Here is a 20,187-nt window from a genome sequence, read left to right as displayed (position 1 = left end):
CTCATTTTTTATTGTTCTAATTGATTATTATATATTTGTTGGTAAAAATCACAATTTCTAATTAACTCTTCATGCTTTCCTGCTGCTAATATACTACCATTTGTCATAACCATTATATTATCTGCAATTTTGATTGCTCCAATTTTTTGACTTATCAAAATTAAAGAGCAATTATAGTTATTCTTGATATTATCAATAACATTTCTAGTAGTTATATTATCTAAAGCGCTTGTTGAATCATCCAATATCAAAATTTTTGGTTTTCGTAGTAAAGCACGAGCAATTGATAATCTTTGTTTTTGACCTCCTGATAAATTTTTAGCTCCTTGTACAATTTTATGGTCTAATCCATCCTCAAAAGAATATACAAAATCATAAGCACATGCATTTTTTAAAGCTTCATTAATCTCATCAATAGTAGCGTCTTCTTTAGCTCATAATAAATTACTTTTTATAGTACCTGAATATAATAAAGCATCCTGATAAACAATTCCAATTGTCTTATGCAAATTTAAAGTATTAATTTCATTAACTTCATATCCACCAATTTTTATAGAACCATCTTTATAAACATAATTATTTAAAAGTAGATTTACAAATGTTGACTTACCACTTCCAGTTGGACCAATTATTCCCAAAACCTTTTTATATGGAAGATTTAAATTTATATTCATTAACGTATAATTTGGAGAACTATCATAATATTTAAAATACAATTGATCAACGGATAAATCAAAATTATTTTTAACTAAAAATCCTTTTTTTACAAACAATTGATCAACTTTTGCATCTAAAATTTCATTAATTCTATTTGCAGAAACTTTTGCTCTAAACATCGAAACAAGAAAAAAAACCATAAATAGAATTCCAAAACTTATTGTAAATAAATAATCGATAAAAATATTTAGATTTACCATTGTTTCATCAGTAGCTACACCTCTAATAATTTTATTTGCAGCAATTGAATATATTACAATTGTTAATATATTAATTAAGGTAAAAAATAAAGGATGAACTATTTGAAAAATCATATTTGTTTTGTATTGAATTTTATATCAATTATTGTTTGCTTCGTTGAATACTTTTTTTCTATTTTCTTCCAAATTATAAGTCTTTATCACTCTTGCGCCTGTAACATTTTCATCAATAATTTTTGTTACTAATTCTACTGATTTTTGTGTCTTTTTTAACAAAGGATTAGTAACAATTCCTACAATTGTAATGATAATTCCAATTAACGGAACTATTGACAAAACTGCTAATGACATTACCGGGTCAACTAAAAAAGCTAAAATACAACCGCCTATTGCCATAAATGAACCTCTAACCAAAATAGTAGTTCCATTAACTAAAAAATCTCAAAAAATACCTACATCATTACTAACTCTCGTTATTATTGATTCGGTTTTCAAATCAGAAATATTTCTTAATGACAAATTTTGAATTTTTTCAAATAATTTATTTCTAAAATATCTACTGGCTCTATCTGCTGCAATAACAATAATTATCATAGATATAAAAGTCAAAAATACGTTCATAAAAGTATTAATAACCACTGCTATTATTAACCAATTTCTAGCTATTGTATGGCTAGTTTTTGCAAAAACTATACGATTATTAAAAAATGTTAATTGAACGTCATTAGACTGATTATCGTCAAAAATCAATTTAATAAATTGTGAAATTATATTAGGCAAAACTAAATTAAATAATACTGAAATTATTACTATAAAAACACCTACTAAAAACATTAATTTTATATTTCTAGGCAATATTTTAATAAGTTTGAACATAAATCCTCCTCTCCTCGAAAACTTTATAATATTTAGGAAATCATATAAATATTTTACTTGTTTAACTTTGTTGTCAAAATATAAAAAAATACTTTATAAAATATTTCTCTTTTAAAATAAATAACATATAATCAATGGTACAAAACATGCAGAGTTGTGGAGCTAGACTAGCTATGAAACAAGCCAACCCCAGTTATGGAAGGTGGATAGTCAGGGATAAAATTATCTAACATGTGCAATATTATTTTATTTCCACAACTTCTTGATTTTGTCTAATCACAAAAATTTAAGGAGTTTTTTATATGCAAAAAAAATTATTTACAAGCGAGTCGGTTGGAATTGGTCATCCAGATAAATTATGCGATCAAATATCTGATGCGATTTTAGATGCTTATTTAGAAAAAGATGTAAATAGCAAAGTTGCTATTGAAACATTAGCCACACAAAAATTTATTGTTATAGCTGGTGAAGTATATTCAAAATATAAAATGTCAAATGATGAAATTAAAAATATTGTAAAACAAGTTCTAAAAGAAATATATTTTGATGTTCCTTTAAAAATAAACGAGTTTGAAATACTAATAAAAATTAATAAACAAAGTCCTGATATAAGACAAGGCGTAGATTTGAATGGTGGTGAAATTGGTGCTGGAGATCAGGGAATAATGTTTGGCTATGCTACAAATGAAACACACAATTATATGCCTTTAGCTATTTCACTAGCCCATGAAATTGTTAAAACAGCATACATAAAAATTAAAAATGGTGAATTTAAAAACGCAAAATTTGATATGAAAAGTCAGGTAACAATTGATTATACTGATAAAAATAATATTCAAATTGATACTATTTTGTTTTCATGCCAAACTTTTGAAGAAGTCTTGATTAACAGTAAAAAAATAAAATGAAATAATAAATTAGATTGTGAATTTAAGCAATATATAACAAATGTTTTATTACCAGAAGTTGTTAAAAAATATAATTTAAAATTGCCACAAAACATTTTAATAAATCCAACAGGTCAATTTATTATTGGTGGTGTTGATAGTGACACAGGTCTTACAGGTCGTAAAATTATTGTTGATACATATGGCGGTTGATCAAGACATGGTGGAGGAGCATTTAGTGGTAAGGATGCAACAAAAGTTGATCGTTCTGCCGCTTATGCATGTCGATATGTAGCCAAAAATTTAGTTGCTGCAGGTGTAGCAGATAAGTTAGAAATACAATTAAGTTATGCAATTGGAGTTGCAAAACCTATTTCAATTAATATTGAAACTTTTGCAACCGAAAAAGTTGAAAAGGACTTAATAATCAAATGTGTGTCTGATTTATTTGATTTAACTCCTGCTGGAATTATTGATAAATTAAATCTTAAAAAACCTATTTATAAACAAACAGCAGTATTTGGACATTTTGGACGCGATGACTTAAATTTACCATGAGAACAATTAGATATGGTTGATAAAATAAAAAAATATATAGCAAAATAAATGAGAATACTATAGAATCTTATGCTAAAATAATATAGAATTTTTATATTATAAAAAATAAGAAAGGCTTAATATGCGTAAAATTACAAGAGCTAAAAATAAAGAACGTGCTGCTAAAAGATTACACAAATTACAATTAGAAGAAGCACGTGACAAAAGAAGAGCAGAAAGAGCTGCTGCTAAATAATTAGACTTTGCCTTGGCAAAGTTTTTATTTCTTTAATTTATAATTAAGTTTTAATAATATAATTGTTAAGTATTATGGACCAAGAAAGACTTACATATTTTATAGATCTAGATGGAACACTATTTGATCAAAATAAAAAAGTTAGAATTAGCGATAGGAATACTAGCGCCATTTTGTTGTTAAAAAATTTTGCTAATGTTATCATATCAACAGGGAGAAGTTTTAGTGATCAAAGAACTCAACAAGCACTTTATCAATTACGACTTACAGATGTGATTGCTTCATCTGGCGCCCAAATTTTTATTGATAATAAACTAGCTTGAAGTAAATTAATAAGTGATGAAATAATGCTTAAAATAGTCGAATTTGCTAAAAAAAGAAAATTAATGTTTGTTATTTTTGACAACAATGGTGAAAATATGTACACTCATAATTGATTAATATATGTAATCAATAAAATATTTTTTTCTAAAAAACTTTATTCCATAAAAATGGACTATAAATTTAATATCAAAAAGCACAATAATATTTCTAAAGTTGCTTTTATACTCAAAAGTAACAAATCCTATAAAACAATTTTAGAAGAATTTAGATTATTATTCTCTGAATATACAAATAGTTTTTCTGCAAGTGGGAATTATGTTATTGAAATTACTGCCAAGGAGGCAAATAAAGGTTTAGCAATTGTTGAATATTGCAAATTAAAAAACATACCTTTAAATACAACAATTCATATTGGCGATTCTCAATCTGATGCTGTTGTAAAAGGTTATGCCAATAAATTAGTTGCCATGGGTAATGCAACAAATGATTTAAAAGCAATAGCAGACGAAATTGCTCCAAATTACAAAAAATATGGAATATATAAATATTTTATTAATATAAACAAACAAAATAAAAATGAAGAGGTAAAAGATGATTAAACTTGGTTCGCATACTCCTTTTAAGGCTCCTAATTATTTAGTGGATTCCGCAAAATTTAGTATTGAAAATGGAGCAAATACTATGATGATATATTTAGGACCACCGCAAAATAGTAAAAGAATATCAACAAACAAATATAAGTATGAAGAATATTTAACAAAATACTCTGAATTAATTAAACCTAAAGATATTATAGTACATGCGCCATATATTATTAACCCCTCAAATTTAGAAAAATATGAATTTGCTATTGATTATCTAATTGATGAATGTCAAAGAATGAATTTTATTGGAGCTAAATATTTAGTTTTACATCCAGGTTCGTACACAAAATATAATCTTGAAAATTCATTAAATTGTTTAATAAAAAGTTTAAACCTAGTTCTTAATAAAACTAAAGATGTAACCATTTGTATTGAAACAATGTCTGGCAAAGGTACAGAAGTAGGTATAAATTTGGAACAAATTCATTATATTTTACAACAAGTTAATAATGAAAGACTTCAGATTTGTTTAGACACTTGTCATATATGAGATGCAGGGTATGATTTAAAGGAATATGATGTTTTTAAAAATAAATTAAAATCACTAGATTTATTAAAACATATTAAAGTTATACACTTGAATGATTCAAAAAATGATTTGGGTAGTCATAAAGATAGACATGAAAATATCGGGGAGGGATTTATTGGAATAAATACCTTAGCTAAATTTGTCCATGATAAAGATTTTGATAATATACCCATAATTTTAGAGACACCATATAAAGATCATGGTCACATTTATAATCAAGAAATAAACGAATTACTAAACTATAAAAATAATTAAATAAAGTTGAAATATTAATAAACAAAAATTTAATGCATTAAAGCAAGAATTTAATGATAAGGCTAAAAATGATAGAGAAATGAGTGCTATTTTAGAATCTAAAATGTTTAATATAATTTGATTCTTAATTTTCAGCTCATCGATGACATTATTATTAATTGCTATAACAGCTCTATTATTAAAAATAGAAAAAATAATAATCTTACAAATTAGATTAAAATTAACCAAAAATTTATACATTTTGGTTTTTTATTCACTTTTTTTAAGTTTGTTTTGATTAGCAAAATATTAATTTAGATTCTCTAAATTCAAATTTTAATTTACCTTATTATAATTTAACAATAATAAAACTTATTATGTATATAAATAACATAATGTTAATATATAATTAAAATATGAATTTGAATAAAAAAATTGTTTTATACATTATGCTAACTATTTTGGGAATACTATTTTTTACTAGTTCTATTGTGTTGTATTTTGTTAACCAAACATATGTATTTTTGGTTCTCTCACTTATTGGAATTATTACAGGATCGGTTTTAATTGGAATATGTTCTAGTTTGATAGTAAAAAACTTTTTAGCTAAACAATCATTAGTAAAACATTCATTTAATAGATTTATTGATGAAATAATTAGTCATAATTCTATTGGTGCAATAATTTATGATACTGATGGTAAAATTTTATGGACAAGTAAATTTGTAAAAAATAGATTCGGAAAAAATTGAATTGGAAATAGTTTGCAAAAATTTTTTCTATCATTTGGTATTAATTTTGATACCGATTTGAAATCATTTAATTTTAAACATAAAGAATTAAGTTACAATGCTAATATTTTTGCAACTGATAATTGTATTAGCATTAGAGATAATACTCTGGAACAAAGAGCTCTAGACATATATAAGAATGAATCTATTGTTATAGGAGAATTGGAAATTGACAATTTTCAATTGTATCAATCAATTCTTTCAGAAGAACAAATTTATAATGTAAACAAAGAAGTTGTATTAGTTTTAGATAGCTTAGTTGATAAATATAATTTAGTTTATCGCCAATATAACACTAATGGTAAATATTTAATAATAACTAATAAAGAGTCAATGGAGAAAATGGCAAACAAAAATTTTTCAATGTTTGCTAAATTACATAAAGTTTTAAAAAATAAAGATAATAACTTAATAATTTCTGTATCAATTGGTTTTTCTTACGGCCCAAGCGAATTGTTAGAAAAAATGGAACAATCTAAAAAAGCCTTACTCCAAGCACAAAGTAGAGGTGGAGATCAAATAGCAATTTTTTCCAAAAATGAAATACCAAGATATTATGGTTCTACAAGTGAAATCTTACCAAGTGTTGATAGAACAAGAATTAAGAATATAACATCTATTATTGAGAAAAAACTATCTGATTCTAGAATTAATAAGGCAATAATTTATGGGCATGCAAATGCAGATCTAGATGCAATTGGTTCAGCAATGGGAATTAAATCTTTAGTAGAAACATATAAAAAAGAAGCATATATATGTTCATCAACCCAAGATGCTACAACAAAAAAATCTATTAAAAAATATTTTGAAGATATTGAAGATATATTTATTAAACCTCAACAGGCCAATAAATTATCCGATGAATCAACACTAGTTTTCTTTGTTGATAATTCATCACCAGAAAGAACAGATAATCCAAATGCAATATCTAAAATAAAAAGTAACAACATTTTTATTCTCGATCACCATAGACTAGGTTCATCAGTTGATTTTGCAAATAAAGAAAATAGAATAATTGATCCTTCTGCATCATCAGCAAGTGAAATAGTTACTCAAATTTTAATGTTTTCGAAAAAGACAATAAAAATTGACCGTAAAACAGCACAAATGTTGTTAAATGGAATTTATTTAGATACATTGCAATTTCAAAAACACGTTACTTCAAAAACATTTGAAGTATCAAGTTGATTAGAGTCAAAAGGTGCTAATTCTGCAATTAGTAATGAATCATTAAAAATTGATGACAATACTTATCAAAAAGTATTACAAGTTCTAGAAAATATTCAAGAAGTAAAACCCGGATTTTTCCTTGCATATAAAGATATACCGCTTTCAAACGATGTTATATCAATAGCTGCAGAAGAAATCTTAAGAATAAGTGGAAGAAAAGCAAGTTTTGTTGTTGCTAGAAGCGAAAACTCTAAAACATTTAAATTATCTGCAAGAGGCTTAAATACTAATGTTCAAATTATTGCTGAATCAGTTGGTGGTGGTGGACATTTTGGGACTGCAGCCGCAACATCAAATGAAAGTTTAGATATTTTTATCGACAATATTAAACAAGCTATAGTGAGTGTGAAAAATGAAAGTAATTTTAATTAAAGACTGTAAAGATGGTAAAGCTAACACCATTATCGAAGTTAGCAACGGATATGGAAGCAATTTTCTAATTGCTAAAGGTTTTGGTGTTCCATACAATAAACAAACCCAAAAAGATCTAGAAAAAAGATTGAGTGTGTTAGTTAATGATGAAATGGAAAAACGTTCACAAGCGTTAGAATTAAAAAATAAAATTGAAAAAGAATTATTAGTGTTTAATTTAACTGCACATATTGATAACAATGGAAATTTAATTACACATAAATCCATTTCAACAAAAGATATTATTAAAAAAATGACAGAAAAAGGATATAAATTAGACAAATACGCAATACAAAAAGTTCATTTGGTATCAAATGGTATGCATGATATTAATGTTGAAGTATATAAAGATATAATTGCAAAATTGAAAGTTAAGGTAACATTGAATGACAAATAAAAGTGAATCTGAGTATAATGAAAATATTTCAAAACATACTAATGTTGAATATGAATCAGCTTTATTGAGTTTAATTTTAAGAAGTAACGAATTGTCTGGAAAAATTATTCCGTTTTTAATGGAAGAAGATTTTTCCGTTTTTGAATATCGTGAATTATTTAAAATTTTTAGAGTATTGTTTGAAAACAATCAATCTATTAATGATGATCGGATTTTAGATTTAGCCAAAAGAAATAAAAAAAATATTATAGATGCAACTCTTTTATCATATTTATACACTGTTAATAGTTATTCTGCAAATATTCAAATTTATTTAGAAGAGTTAATTCGACTAACATCTCTTCGAAAAATTGAAAGAAAAATTAAAGAAGTATCGAACAAAATGAATGTCAATCCCAAAATAAGTGAAAGCGAATTGATAAATGAAATTCAACAACTTATTTTAGATATTGATAGAAGCCAAGTAAGTTCTGATTTTTTAACAGCTAAAGATGTTAGTGATAAATATTTAAGTGATCTAGAGGCAAGAAAAGATGCGAATATAAATGAATTCAGTGGTATACCAACTGGATTTAAAGAAATAGACAATACAACACAAGGTTTACATGGTGGAGAACTCATCATTTTAGCAGCTAGACCAGGTATTGGTAAAACCGCATTTGCGCTTAACATTGCAACAAATATTGCACAGCATAAAGGTAAAAGAGTTGCTTTTTTTAGTTGAGAAATGACGCCTATTCAATTAATGGGGCGTATTTATAGTTCATTAACTGAAATAGAAGCTAATAAATTTAAAAAACCTCAAATGTTAACAGATAATGAATTCATAAAAATTAATGCAGTAAAAATGAAAAAAATTGACAAATTAAATTTATATATGGATGATAGTTATAATACAGATTTAAATAACTTAATATGAAAATGTCGCAGATTGCATAAAGTAAACCCACTTAGTTTAATAATAATTGACTATTTACAACTAGTTGAAAGTTCAGGAAATAAATTTAGAAGTGAAAACGATAGACAAAAAGAAGTTTCAAAAATAAGTAGGGCTCTTAAAACTTTATCTCTTGAATTGAATATTCCAATTTTGGCACTAAGCCAACTATCGCGTGAAGTTGAAAAAAGAGAGGACAAACGACCAATGCTTTCTGACTTACGTGAAAGTGGAGCTATTGAACAAGATGCTGATATAGTTATGTTTATATATCGAGAAAGTTATTACAATAATAAGAAAAAAAATAGCGAAGAAAAGCAAAATCATTATATACAAGAAGGTTATGCAGATATTGGCACACCAACTAATATAATAATTGCTAAACATAGAAATGGCTCTACAGGATCATATAACTTAAGGTTTTTTATGACATATGGAAAATTTACTGATATTGATTATTCTTCATATAAAGATTTTAGTGAAAATGAATATGAGTAAAAACTTAAATGAAAGGAAAGAATAATGGACCCGATAACAATTTTATTTCTAATAGTATTATTTTTACTCTTAATATGTAGTGCAATTTTTAGTGGATGCGAGACTGCATATACATCTCTAAATCCTGGAAAAATCGAAACATTAGTCGAAAATAAGGGCTTTGGAGCAAAAATTATTAAAAAACAATATAGTTTTTTTAATCAAACATTAGGAACAATACTTATTTTTAACAACATAGTTAATATCACATCTTCAGCACTAATTTCATATATTTTTAGTTCATCTATTCCTGAATTAAAATCATACAGTGTTTTAATTTCAACGTTAATAATGACACCTATTATAGTTTTATTTGGTGAAATTATGCCTAAATTATTAGCAAAAGCTCATCCAATATGATTTGCACAAACTTTTTGTTATGTATTGTTAATTTTGTATTATCTTCTTTGACCAATAACATTTTCAATAGGTAAAATTGGTAAAAAAATTTACATAACCAATAGTGAAAAAGATGTAAAAAATTTAATTGATGTAGCACAAAATGAGGGTGTATTAGAAACAAATGAAAGTATTATGGCACAAAACGCATTAGATCTTGATAGTATAAAGACTGCACGCCATTACATAAAACTAAAAAATGTTTCAACAATAAAATGAGATGCAAATGTGCAAGAGGCACTTGAAGTATTTAAAAATACCAATTATAGTAGGTTACCAATTGACAAAGATGGTCAATTGATAGGAATATTGCACTTAAAAGATATATTCTTTTTACAAAACAAAAATAAAATCATTAATTACTTAAAAGTTGTTCCATCAATCAGTTCAAACGCTACTTTAGCAAGTTCATTAGAAAAAATGAGACTTAAAAGAGCTCAAATGGCTTTCGTTACTAAAAATAATCAGTCAAGTGATGTAATTGGAATATTAACAATTGAAGATATATTAGAAGAAGTTGTTGGAGAAATTTATGATGAATATGATGATGAAGAAATAAAAGATATATTTGAAATTAGTTTAGAATTATTCCATGTTTCTGGATATGTAAAAATAAAAGAAATGATTAGACAACTTGAAATTGAATTAGAATTAAATCAAGATGAAAAAGAAATGACATTGAGAGAATGATTAGAAAAAAGAACTGAACACAAAATTACAAAATCTACAAAATATCAAGTTGATGATATAACTTTTAGAACTTTTTGAGTTCCTGATCGTAAAAATAAATATTATAGATTCGAAGTTGAATTGGGAAATAATGCTGATATTATCGACAATGAAACAACAATAGAAAAAGAATTAATATAGCTTTATTGCTATATTTTATTTTATTAATCTAGAAAAACGTTAAATTTATTTAATATAATAAAAGAGAAAAGAGGTGTCTAAATATGAATAAAAAACTAATAAAAAAAATTAAATTATGCTCAATAATAGCAATGACACCAATTCCGTTTATAACTATTGGTTGTAACTTCAATAATTTTTTTAATACACAAAACGAAAAGGACAAATCTCCTGAAGAAAAAAAATTAAATGAATTGATTAACGAAGCTGAAAATATCATAAAAACAGATAATTCTTTTGATATAAAAAGAATAAATGAATTGACAAGTGCGATAAATAATGCTAAAAATGGTAAAAATAAAGTAATAAATAACAACGACTTTCTTGTTTTGGCTTTGGAATTAAAAAAAGCAATAAATAAATTTCAATCCGTTGTAGTAGATGATGAAAACATTGAAATTCCTAATGATTCTCAAGACTCTGATGATGACAAAATAAATGAAGTAAATGAAAAAGGAGTTTCAAAAATTAATTTTTCATTATATAAAAATGAAATTTTAAATAAAGCTAAAATTAAAAAAGCTTTAATGAAAGAAAATATTTTAAAAATAATAGGTAATAAAAATGTAAATTTAAATAATATTAGACAAAAAATTCAAGATCAAAATCAATTAAATAAAGCTATTTACCTTGCTAATTTGGTTAATAGAATTAGAAAACAATTATTAAACTTTTCAAATGATGTTTATGATTATTTTTATTTAAGAGGAGAAAGATATAATATTTCGCTTCATGCATTTGAAAATTTTGTAAAACAATATTTAACACAAGCTAATATAAAAAATATTATTATTACTCTTATAAACTCATTCAATGGAAGCCGTTTTAATATAGAGCAAATACTAGCGAATGAAAAATATTTTGAATTTAACATAAATCAAATTTCAAAATATTTAGATAATGTGCAAAGAGACATTGATTTAACATTTGATAATACAGATAGCTATATTGTTAATTTTAATAAATTAGATTTTTTAAAAAATAGAAACAAGTTTAATTGAATAAGTGATGAAGACATTTACAAAATAAGAAAAAATTTACTTTTCGCTGGTACAGCTCATATTAGAAATTTAAAATATTTCAAACCTTTTGTAATTGAAAATGAAGAAAACGATATTGTTGTTAGATCTAATTTTCAAGAATTAATATATGACCTTACAGGTGGGGCCAATTATTATAATGATGTAACAGAGTTATGAACTGGTTCAGGAATTGATAATAACATTTATAATTTTAGTTTTAAATATAGAACAAGTAATGCAAACGAAGAAATACAAGTAAATGAATTTGTTAAAAATAAAATAAAAGATATTATAAGTATAAAAATGAGTAAAAGACAAAAAATAGAATCTGTTCATAATTGAATAATAGATTATATTGATTATTCAAATAATAAGGATTTGAATGATCCATCCAAATCAGAAATAATAAGAAGTCCATACACATTTGTAACATTTCCACAGAATCAACAAGGAGTTGTTTGCGAGGGATATGCAAGAATGTTTCAAAAATTTATGACTTTTCTAAATATTGAATCATGATATATCACAGGTCCTGTTCTTGTTAATGGCGTTGAACAACCTCATGCCTGAAACATGGTAAAAATAGATGATGAATATTTATTTGTAGATTGTACTTTTGATGACCCTGTTATTCTAGGTAATAATATATCTATACAATCTAAATCTATTACACCACACTCTCGAAAACATTTGTTAGTAACATGAAAACAACTAGCATTTGATGAAAATAATAACAAAATAAGAACAGTTGATAAAGAATATTTATATTTACAACAATTTTGAAAAGAAAGAAATAAATTGGATATGTACAGCGTTAAATTTCCAAGATAAATAAAAATAACCCATAAATTATTCTGGGTTATTTTTTCGTCATTTTTTATTTATTTAATATTATAGAAAGCGTCAACACCTAAGAATTCTTCAGAACCGTCCAACTCTTCTTCAATAACTAATAATCTATTATATTTAGCAATTCTATCTGTACGAGACATTGAACCTGTTTTGATTTGTCCTGTATTTAATGCAACAGCAACATCTGAAATTGTTGTGTCTTCTGTTTCTCCTGAACGATGTGATACAACACATGCCATTCCATGTTTTTGAGCTAATTCAATTGTATCTAATGTTTCTGTTAATGAACCAATTTGATTTAATTTAATTAAAATGGCATTCATTGATTTTTCTTTAATTGCTTTTTTAAGTAATTTTGGATTTGTAACAGTTAGGTCATCACCGACAATTTGAATTTTGTGTCCATATTTTTCAGTCATTTTAGCGAATCCTTCTCAATCGTCTTCTGCTAAACCGTCTTCAATAGAAATAATTGGATATTTTTCAATTAATGTTCCATAGTAATCAACAATTTCATCTGTTGTATATTCCAATTTAACATTTTCTAAATGTTCAAAACCGTTTTGTTTACTTTCAATAGCTTTTTTAAGTTTTTTAAAAACATATTTTTTACCATCGTAAAATTCACTTGCTGCAGCATCTAATGCAATAGCAATAGCATCTTTACCGCTTGTTGCAGGTTTAAATCCTGCGGCCTTGATAGCTTTAACTAAGTAATCAAGAACTTCTTCATGACTTTTACAATTTGGTGCGAATCCACCTTCATCTCCAACTTGTGTTCCATGACCATCAGCTTTTAATAATTTAGCTAAATTGTGAAAAACGTGATTAGCCATTTGTAATGCTTGTCTCATTGATTTAGCACCAACTGGCATAATCATAAATTCTTGAAAATCAACTGTATTTGAAGCGTGTGCTCCACCATTCATAACATTTAACATAGGTACTGGTAATGTATGAGCATTTGTACCGCCTATGTATCTATATAAAGGCATTCCTAATTCATCTGCAGCAGCACGAGCAACAGCTAATGAAACACCTAAAATAGCATTAGCACCAAATTTACTTTTTGTATCAGTTCCATCCATTTCAATCATTTTTTGATCAATTCCACGTTGATCAAAAATATCATAACCAATTAATTCTGGCGCAATATCTTCATTAACATGGTCCACAGCAGTCATAACACCTCTGCCACCAAATCAATTTTTTTCATATTTTGTTTTTTGATCTCTTAATTCAAGAGCTTCTTTACTTCCTGTACTTGCGCCTGAAGGTACATTTGCAATTCCATGTGCACCAGTTTCAGTAAATACTTCAACTTGCACTGTTGGGTTTCCACGTGAATCTAAAATTTCACGTGCTTTAATTTCATAAATAAATGACATTTTTTCTCCTTGTAACATTTTAAATATATTTAAAATTATAACACATTGAAAAAATCTATTTTTAGACCTTTGATAATTATTTTTTTATATTAATGATAATAATTTCATATTTGATAAAAAAATATAGATTTTAAATCTATATAATGTTACATTTTTGTAATTAAAATTTAATGATTTGAATTTTATTTTGAATTAATTCATTTTCTAATTCATCTAGCATATCAAGTTCTTGTTCTAATTTTAAAACTTCCTCAAGTTTTGGTTTTGTAACAGGTTCTTTTGGTGCAAACAACTCACAAGTTTCATTTGCTTTTTCTATAGAAATTTCATAGGTTCCAATTTGTTTAGCTAAATTTATAGTATCGATTTTATCATTTGTTAAAACGGGTCTGAAAATTAATCTATCAGCTTCTTTGGAAATAACTTCAAGTGATTCTAATGTTTGTGATGCAACTTGTCCAATGTTTTCCCCATTAGAAATAGCTGGTATTTTTCTTTTAGCCGCTATTTTACAAGCAATTCGATAAAAACTTCGTCTCATAATAGTGATTTTATATGCTTCATTAGAAATCAATGATATGTAATTCATTAAATTGGAATAATCAGCTAAATATCAAATAGTTTTAGTCTGAAAATTAGATAATTTTTGAATTAAGCGCTTCAATTTACTTATTGTTGTTTCATCGGTTTGCGGAGGTGTAACAAAAGATAAAAATGAAACATTTAATCCTCTTTTCATTAATTCAAAAGCAGCCACTGGAGAATCTATACCACCACTCATTAAATGTAACGTAGAGCCAGATACACCTACAGGCAAACCACCATATAGTCTAATATTATCACTAAAAACGTAAGTTTCTTTTGCTCTTATTTCAACATTAATTATTTGATCAGGGTTGTGAACATCTACTTTTACTGAACTATTTTTCAATATGAACGAACCAATTAAATTATTCATTTCTTGAGAATTATATTTAAAATTTTTATTACTTCGTCTAGTTGCAATTTTAAAAGTTTTTGTCTCTTTTTTTAATGACTTTAATGCTAGATTTTTTATAGATTCCAAATTATTATCACACACAATAACAGGTGAAAATGAAGTTAATCCAAAAACATTTGTTAATTTTTTCATATTATCTTCGCTATATGAAAGATACATTCTGTCATATTCAACAAATGGTTTTTCATTCACAATTTTAGTTATATTTTTTGCTAGTAAATTAATAAAAGTATTTCTATTTTTTCCTTTTAAAGTTAATTCACCGTATCTTAATAAAATTTTAGAGTACATATTTTTTTCCTTTTTTTAAATGACCACTTAATATTTCATAAGCTTTTTGATAATCTTTAGCAATCATTTTCATATTTATTCCTTGTAAAACATTATTTAATTCTAAATTATTTTGTCTATGATTAATTAATTTATTAATCAAAATTTCTGTCATATTTTTATATGCTAAAGCAGTTAAAATTTTTTTTGTTAATTCAATTAAAATAGAATGTCATTTTTTTCATAATTCATCTTTAAAATAGATATATTCATCAAAAGCATTTTGAGTAACTAATAACGAATAATTTTTAATTAAAATATCAAATTTATTATTATTTTCATTGCTTTCTTCTAAAAGATTTCTATTTTTCATTAAATTTAAATATCACAATTTTGTAATTTCTAAATAATAAAGTTTTCATTGTTTTTGTGTTTCTTCATAATTAATATTTGTAACTAAATCATTTATTTGCTCTACTAAATCTATTATTTGTTTAAAAAAAACTTGTAATTCTAAATGCTCTTCTTGATCAAATTCTTTACTTTCATAATTTTGAAAAATACTATTGAAATTTAAAATTATTTGGTCAAATATTTTTGTAAATTCTGAAAATTTATTTTTTGCACTAAAAATAAAATGATTTTTCATTAAAAATGTTCTTAGATTTTCTAACATATTTTTAATATCAACAAATGAGTTTTTTACAAAACTATCAAACTTATTTAACTCAAATAAAGAATTTTCTATTAAAAACACATCAAAGTAAATTTTTTTAACCTTTTTAAGCACTGTTTTATATGGAATGTTTAATCATTCTTGTTTTAAAATATTCAATTCTTCCCTTAAATTATTAACTTTTAAATTATGAGAAGTTGTCTTCATTTGTTGAAGTTTTAAAGGCAAATCATAAAAGATAGCTCATTCTAAATTTATTAAATATTCTATTTTAGAAATAAAGATATTAATTCTTTTTTCATGTTCATTTAATGAAACAGAAACATTAGAAATTGAATTAGTCATTTTTTCTTCTTCTAATTCTTGAGTTATGTTTTCCAATTCATTAAGTTCTTTAATTAAGTAATCGTATGAATATATTAATTTACTTTTTTTAATATTTAAATATTTTTTTAATTCTCGAATTTTATTAAAAGAATTTGTTGAAACTGTATCGATTGTGTTTCAATGTTTATTTAATTTATTCGATATAGAATTAAATTTTTCATACAAAATACAAATTTTTTCATATATTGGTAATGCTATTTTATATTTTTTCTTACATAAAAAGAGCTTAAATTTTTCTAAATACTTTTTCCATTCAATTAAATGAATTCTAATATCTTTTTCTAAACATTTAATTTTTTCATTTATTTTCTCTAGTTCAATCAAGTCATTTTTATACTCAGTTCTTTTTTTGGACATTGTATAAAATCTAGTTAATGAAGCTTCAATATCATTATCTTCTGCAGAAATTCTTTTTATTCATTTTTCAATGGTTTGTTCATGTTTTAAATAAATTCTTTTTCTAGACACTAAAAAAACTATAGCAACTAAACTAGAAAAAGAAATCAAACAAAGAAAAAATGATAGTGTAATTATTAATTCTTTCATAATGTTATGTATTATAAATAATTTTTATATTACTTATTAAAAAATAATAGGTAATAAAAAAGTTGAATTAAATAAATTCAACTACTGGATTATTATGAATTACGTAAATTTAAACTCTTGTAACCTTCAACTTTTTTGCCTTTATAAAAACCACAAAATTCACATACACGGTGTTGTTGAATTAATTGTGTACAGTTTTTACATGCAATTAAATTTTGTACAGGCAACGCATCATGAGTACGTCTTTTATGTTTACGTTGTTTAGATGTTTTACGCTTTGGAACTATAGCCACAATTCCTCCTTCATTTAAAGTTAAAAATTTATCAAACTTTACTATTTATTAAAATGTATTTCTATTATAGATTAAAAAATAAAATAAGAAAGTATTTTTTTAATTTACAACAACTAATTTTCGAAGTTTGTTTTTAAAATACCTAAAATAATTAAATATTTAGTTTAAAATTATTTTTATCTATTAATTAAATGAAATAATAAATTTATATACTTTTTAAAGTATAAAAGGAAACACATGAATAACGAAAAATTAAAAAAAGGTTTAAAAAAAGAAGAAGTCCTACAAAAATTAAATCAATATGGAGAAAATACACTACTTAAAAAGAAGAAACTAAATCCTTTCATTGCATTTTTAAAACAATTTATGGATCCAATGGTAATTCTATTAATAATTGCAGCATTAATTAGTTTGTCGTTAGCAATTTATGAACATTTACAAAATAATAATTCTTTGAAAGAACTTATTGTATCTTATGTTGAACCAGGAATTATAATGATTGTAATTATTTTAAATAGTATGTTAGGTGCATATCAAGAAATAAAAAGCGATCAAGCTGTGAGGGCTTTAGAAAAAATTAATCAAGTAAATACAACTGTAATTAGAGATAATAAAGTAGAAATTGTGCCAGCTAATTTAATAGTTCCAGGAGATATTATCATTTTAGCATCAGGCGATACAATTAATGCTGATTGCAAAATAATCGAATCCAATAATTTAGAAGTTATTGAATCTTCCTTAACAGGAGAAAGTATACCTGTTAAAAAGAAAGAGGACTTCGACAAAAAAGTTGACAAAATATTAGCCAATAACTCACATATGGTTTATTCTGGTACATATGTCACTAATGGTAGAGCAATTTGTTTAGTAGAAAAAACAGGGTCTAATACTCAAATTGGAATTATCAATTCAATGATTCAAAATGAAAATAAAAATATAACGCCATTACAATTCAAATTAAATAAATTGGGAAAATGATTTGGTTATTCAGGAATAATTTTATTATTTATAAGTTTTATAATGCAAATTCTTATGAATAATATATCTACAGGAATATGAAATAATCCTGATATTTATACCGAGAGTTTAGTGACAGGTATAAGTTTAGCAGTAGCAGCAATTCCTGAGGGTTTAATCACTTTTACAACAGTTATTTTATTCATTGGAGTGAAAAAACTTAGTAAACAAAATGGGTTAGTTAAAAATTTACTTGCAGTTGAAACACTCGGTTCTGCTTCAATAATATGTACCGATAAAACAGGAACATTAACTGAAAATAAAATGCGAGTTGTTGATTCTTATATTTGCTCTAAGCAAACTTTTATAAATAAACAAAATGAGAACTCGTTTTTAGAATTAGCAAAATATTTCACACTATGCAATGATGGATTTATAACTTATAATAAAAAACAAAATGAATTTAAAGAAGTGGGTGATCCTACCGAAACTGGAATTTTAAGGTGATCTTATTCATTCAATCTCACAAAAGAAAATCTAATAAATAAATATCCTATCTTAACTTCATTACCATTTGATAGTAATAGAAAAATGTCAAGTGTTCTTATCAAAGTTGAAAATAACTATGAAATAATAACAAAAGGTGCTCCTGATGTGATTATTGAAAAATGTATAAATATTGATAAACAAGAAATCAAAAAAATAAATGAAGAATGAGCTAAAAAATCGTATCGTGTTTTAGCTATTGCTAAAAAAAATCATGCAATTGAAACATTAGATTTTAAAGATGAAAATGATCTAGAACTAATTGGTTTAGTTGCAATGATTGACCCTCCGAGAGCAAATGTTGCTCAAAGCATTGCTGAAGCTAAACTTGCAGGAATTAAAACTGTGATGATTACAGGAGATCATATCGTTACAGCTAAGGCAATAGCTAGCAAACTTGATATATATCAAAATGGGGATTTATGTATAAATGGTGAAGAACTTAAAAAAATGAGTGATGAAGAACTTAAAAATAAAGTTAGTTCAATATCAGTTTATGCTCGTGTTAATCCTGAAGATAAATTAAGAATTATAAAAGCATGGCAAGCACATGAAAAGGTTGTTGCCATGACTGGAGATGGTGTTAATGATGCACCAGCACTTAAAGCAAGTGACATAGGTTGCGCAATGGGAATAACAGGAACCGATGTATCAAAACAAGCTGCAGATTTAATTTTGGTTGATGATAATTTTAATACTATTGTTAATTCCGTTAAAAATGGACGCTTAATATATGACAAAATAAAAACAGTTATTTTAAATTTACTAATTAGTTCACTATCAGAAGTGTTAATTATGTTAATTGGAATGATTGCATTCTTTTTTGCATATAAGAAATATTATATAAATGGTTTTTATATCTTTGCTGCAAGCCAATTATTATGAATCAATTTATTAACACATGGTTTACCAGCCATAGCATTAGGATTTGTTGATAGTAACAAAAATGTTATGAATCGAAAACCATTTGAAAAGAAAGAAAGCATATTTGCAAGAGGTATGGGAATGAATTTAATAATTCAATCATGTATTCTTTCATTGTTATCTTTGATTAGCTATGTATTAGGTGCTGAATATGCTATACAAAATAATTTAGATGTAGCTTCGGTAGCTTCTACTACTGCATTTGTAACCCTTGGTGTTGCCGCTTCTATAAATTCGATTAATTTGATGAGTGAAAAATCAATATTTACCGCAAGTTTTAAAAAATATTGACTTGTTTGATTATCAGCAAGTTTTTCATTGGTTGCAACTCTAATAATTGTTTTCATTCCACAATTAGCAAAAATGTTTAGAATGTCAACTAATTATTATAATAACGTAAATTTAATAGCTATGTCAATACCAATTTCCTTTGGATTAATTGCATACAATGAAATTTATAAACTTATAAATTTAATTAGACGAAAAAATAAAAATTAGGCTAAACAATAAA

At 25.1% G+C, this 20,187-nt stretch carries 14 protein-coding genes; 9 read left to right on the top strand and 5 right to left on the bottom strand.

The window, feature by feature from the left end:
- Positions 1 to 8 precede the first annotated feature (8 nt).
- Positions 9 to 1,793, bottom strand: a complete 1,785-nt coding sequence (locus T388_RS0103375) for an ABC transporter ATP-binding protein (protein WP_027120891.1) — start codon at positions 1,791 to 1,793, stop codon at positions 9 to 11.
- Positions 1,794 to 2,095: 302 nt separating this feature from the next.
- Between T388_RS0103375 and metK the strand changes: the two genes are divergently transcribed.
- The 8 genes from metK to T388_RS0103325 all read left to right on the top strand — a co-directional run bounded on the left by metK (position 2,096) and on the right by T388_RS0103325 (position 12,668).
- Positions 2,096 to 3,286, top strand: coding sequence for a methionine adenosyltransferase (gene metK / locus T388_RS0103370; protein WP_027120890.1), 1,191 nt, complete (start codon positions 2,096 to 2,098; stop codon positions 3,284 to 3,286).
- Between the two features lie 261 nt (positions 3,287 to 3,547).
- Positions 3,548 to 4,396 carry an HAD-IIB family hydrolase gene (locus T388_RS0103360; protein WP_027120888.1) on the top strand — a complete coding sequence of 283 codons (849 nt, stop codon included), beginning with the start codon at positions 3,548 to 3,550 and terminating at the stop codon, positions 4,394 to 4,396.
- Entirely contained in the window at positions 4,389 to 5,225 is an 837-nt protein-coding gene (locus tag T388_RS0103355) for a deoxyribonuclease IV (RefSeq protein ID WP_027120887.1), read from the top strand. The genes T388_RS0103360 and T388_RS0103355 overlap by 8 nt, the downstream gene beginning before the upstream one ends.
- Before the next feature lie 395 nt (positions 5,226 to 5,620).
- Positions 5,621 to 7,597 carry a GGDEF domain-containing protein gene (locus T388_RS0103345; protein WP_027120885.1) on the top strand — a complete coding sequence of 659 codons (1,977 nt, stop codon included), beginning with the start codon at positions 5,621 to 5,623 and terminating at the stop codon, positions 7,595 to 7,597.
- Positions 7,578 to 8,033 (top strand): 50S ribosomal protein L9, encoded by a 456-nt coding sequence (gene rplI / locus T388_RS0103340; protein WP_027120884.1) that lies wholly within the window; start codon positions 7,578 to 7,580, stop codon positions 8,031 to 8,033. Before T388_RS0103345 ends, rplI begins: the two co-directional genes overlap by 20 nt.
- On the top strand, positions 8,023 to 9,468 hold the full coding sequence (gene dnaB / locus T388_RS0103335; protein WP_027120883.1) for a replicative DNA helicase: 1,446 nt from the start codon (positions 8,023 to 8,025) through the stop codon (positions 9,466 to 9,468). Before rplI ends, dnaB begins: the two co-directional genes overlap by 11 nt.
- A gap of 24 nt (positions 9,469 to 9,492) precedes the next feature.
- On the top strand, positions 9,493 to 10,776 hold the full coding sequence (locus T388_RS0103330) for a CNNM domain-containing protein (RefSeq protein WP_027120882.1): 1,284 nt from the start codon (positions 9,493 to 9,495) through the stop codon (positions 10,774 to 10,776).
- Between the two features lie 83 nt (positions 10,777 to 10,859).
- The gene (locus T388_RS0103325; protein WP_027120881.1) at positions 10,860 to 12,668 is read left to right on the top strand and encodes a transglutaminase domain-containing protein; all 1,809 of its coding nucleotides are present in this window, start codon (positions 10,860 to 10,862) and stop codon (positions 12,666 to 12,668) included.
- Positions 12,669 to 12,718: 50 nt separating this feature from the next.
- Here the strand turns inward: T388_RS0103325 and eno are convergent, their stop codons facing one another.
- From eno to rpmF, 4 genes are all read right to left on the bottom strand, one after another.
- Complete coding sequence (gene eno / locus T388_RS0103320) at positions 12,719 to 14,077, bottom strand: phosphopyruvate hydratase (RefSeq protein ID WP_027120880.1); 1,359 nt, start codon at positions 14,075 to 14,077, stop codon at positions 12,719 to 12,721.
- 160 nt (positions 14,078 to 14,237) lie between these two features.
- A complete protein-coding gene (thiI, locus tag T388_RS0103315) occupies positions 14,238 to 15,368 on the bottom strand; it encodes a tRNA uracil 4-sulfurtransferase ThiI (protein ID WP_027120879.1) in 1,131 nt (376 codons plus the stop codon).
- A complete protein-coding gene (locus T388_RS0103310) occupies positions 15,358 to 16,956 on the bottom strand; it encodes a hypothetical protein (RefSeq protein ID WP_027120878.1) in 1,599 nt (532 codons plus the stop codon). Before T388_RS0103310 ends, thiI begins: the two co-directional genes overlap by 11 nt.
- Before the next feature lie 92 nt (positions 16,957 to 17,048).
- On the bottom strand, positions 17,049 to 17,249 hold the full coding sequence (gene rpmF, locus T388_RS0103305; protein WP_027120877.1) for a 50S ribosomal protein L32: 201 nt from the start codon (positions 17,247 to 17,249) through the stop codon (positions 17,049 to 17,051).
- A 237-nt stretch (positions 17,250 to 17,486) separates the two neighbouring features.
- On the opposite strand from rpmF, the gene T388_RS0103300 reads away from it, so the two are divergent.
- A complete protein-coding gene (locus tag T388_RS0103300; protein ID WP_027120876.1) occupies positions 17,487 to 20,174 on the top strand; it encodes a cation-translocating P-type ATPase in 2,688 nt (895 codons plus the stop codon).
- The last annotated feature ends 13 nt before the right edge of the window (positions 20,175 to 20,187 follow it).

The sequence above is a fragment of the Mycoplasmopsis lipofaciens ATCC 35015 genome (genome assembly GCF_000686585.1).
In the GTDB taxonomy this organism is placed as follows: Bacteria; Bacillota_I; Bacilli_A; order Mycoplasmatales; family Metamycoplasmataceae; genus Mycoplasmopsis; species Mycoplasmopsis lipofaciens.
This window is presented reverse-complemented; position numbering and strand designations above follow the sequence as displayed.